Raw genomic sequence first — 2187 nt, 5'->3', positions numbered from 1 at the left:
GTCGTGCCCTATACGCGCGGCTCCGAAGTCTCGCGGCCGGTGGCCCAGATCGTCGCCGAGGCCGAGCGCCTCGCCGAGGCTGGCGTGCGCGAGGTGACGCTGCTCGGTCAGAACGTCAACGCCTGGCACGGCGAGGGCGAAAACAGCGAGGAATGGGGCCTCGGCCGCCTGCTCTTCCGCCTGGCGAAAATTCCCGGCCTGGCGCGGCTGCGCTACACCACCAGCCATCCGCGCGACATGGATGATGAATTGATCGCCGCGCACCGTGACCTGCCGGCCTTGATGCCCTATCTGCATTTACCAGTGCAGTCTGGCTCCGACCGGATACTGAAGGCGATGAACCGCAGGCATACGGCACGCGATTATCTGGCCCTCATCGATCGCATCCGCGCCGCCCGCGGCGATATCGCCATGTCCGGCGACTTCATCGTCGGCTTCCCCGGCGAGACGGAAGCGGATTTCGAGGCAACGCTCGAACTGGTGCGCGAGGTGAATTACGCTTCGGCCTTCACGTTCAAATATTCGCCGCGTCCCGGCACGCCGGGCGCCGAGATGGACGGCCATGTGTCGGAAGCCGTGAAGGACGAGCGGCTGCAGCGCCTGCAGGCGCTGGTCAACGAGCAGCAGAAGGCATTCATCGCCAGCCTGGTCGGCAGCACCGTCAGCACGCTGATCGAGAAGCCCGGCCGCCATGCCGGTCAGATCGTCGGCCGCTCGCCCTGGCTGCAGCCTGTTATTGTTGACGACAAGGCCGGCGGAATCGGTGACATTATCGACGTACGAATCACGAAGACAGGTCCCAACAGCCTGTTCGCCGAGTTGGCCTGATGCATGTCGCCCAAAAAGTGCTCGGGTCAACGACATGCATAGCCACAAGCCTCGGCAGATGAGGAGAGACGGTTGAGCGCTGCTGAACTGAAGAATCCGCCCCAGAACCAGGCATCCGGGGCCTCCGACATGGCGCACATCGTACTGACCTTCGACAACAACAAGCTTGCCAGCGCCCTATACGGCCAGTTCGACGAGAATCTGGCCCGTCTCGAGCAGAAGCTCGGCGTTGACATCCGTTCGCGGGGTAACCAGCTTGCGATCAAGGGCACGGCTTCGGCCGCCGAGCAGGCGCGCCGCGCGCTCGACACGCTCTACGGCATTCTGCAGAAGGGTGTCGATATCGGCCAGTCCGACGTCGACGGCGCCGTGCGCATGGCGATCGCCGCCGACGACCAGCTGACGCTGCCCACCATGGAGCGCAAGGGCAAGGTTTCGGCCGCCCAGATCGCCACGCGCAAGCGCACGATCTATGCCCGTTCGCTCAACCAGGACGCCTATATGCGCGCGCTGGAGCGCTCCGAAATGGTCTTCGGCATCGGCCCGGCCGGCACCGGCAAGACCTATCTGGCGGTGGCCCATGCGGCGATGCTGCTCGAGCGCGGCATGGTCGAGCGCATCGTGCTGTCGCGCCCGGCGGTCGAGGCCGGCGAGCGGCTCGGCTTCCTGCCCGGCGACATGAAGGAGAAGGTCGACCCCTATCTGCGGCCGCTCTACGACGCGCTCTACGACATGATGCCGGCCGACAAGGTCGAGCGGGCGATCGCCGCCGAGGTCATCGAGATCGCACCGTTAGCCTTCATGCGCGGCCGCACGCTGGCGCATGCCGCGGTGATCCTCGACGAGGCGCAGAACACCACGCCGATGCAGATGAAGATGTTCCTCACCCGTCTCGGCGAGAACTCGCGCATGATCGTCACCGGCGATCCGACCCAGATCGACCTGCCGCCCAACACCAAGTCGGGCCTGGTCGAGGCGCTGCGCATCCTCGACGGCGTGCCGGGCATAGTCACGGTCCGCTTCAACGAGGGCGATGTCGTGCGCCATCCGCTGGTTGCCGAGATCGTCAAGGCCTATGACCGGGACGGCAAGTTCGCCAGGGGCCTCGGCGCCGAGAGCTGATCCAAGCCCCATGGCTGAAAATCCGGGATCCAGCGGCAAGACGCCGGTCGACATCGATATTTTCGTCGAGGCCGGCGACTGGCCTCCTGAGGCCGAGCTGGCGCACCTGGTCGATCATGCCGTCGCTGCCGCCTTTGCCGAAACCGGTGCGAGCGGCGCATCGGAGCTCAGCGTCGTTTTTTCCGACGACGCCCATATCCGCACTCTCAACGCCGAATGGCGCGGCAAGGACACGCC

3 protein-coding genes are annotated in these 2187 nt (G+C 65.5%); all 3 read left to right on the top strand.

The genetic code is table 11. The annotated features are described in order from the left end of the window. The coding region (locus tag EOA60_RS29725; RefSeq protein WP_128312380.1) for a MiaB/RimO family radical SAM methylthiotransferase at positions 1-828 on the top strand (828 nt) is incomplete at its 5' end. A 129-nt stretch (positions 829-957) separates the two neighbouring features. Further along, entirely contained in the window at positions 958-1950 is a 993-nt protein-coding gene (locus tag EOA60_RS29720) for a PhoH family protein (protein WP_245299624.1), read from the top strand. Positions 1951-1960: 10 nt separating this feature from the next. Further along, on the top strand, positions 1961-2187 hold a 227-nt coding region (locus tag EOA60_RS29715), incomplete at its 3' end, for an rRNA maturation RNAse YbeY (protein WP_245502643.1).

This window comes from Mesorhizobium sp. M1A.F.Ca.IN.020.06.1.1, from assembly GCF_004023265.1.
Taxonomy (GTDB): Bacteria; Pseudomonadota; Alphaproteobacteria; order Rhizobiales; family Rhizobiaceae; genus Mesorhizobium.
Note: the sequence above shows the minus strand (reverse complement) of the source record. Positions and strands in the feature narration are given on the sequence as shown.

What these genes read in the sequence shown, in the direction of transcription:
- EOA60_RS29720 (WP_245299624.1), top strand. Translation starts at nt 958, where the DNA reads ATGGCGCACATCGTACTGACCTTCGACAACAACAAGCTTGCCAGCGCC.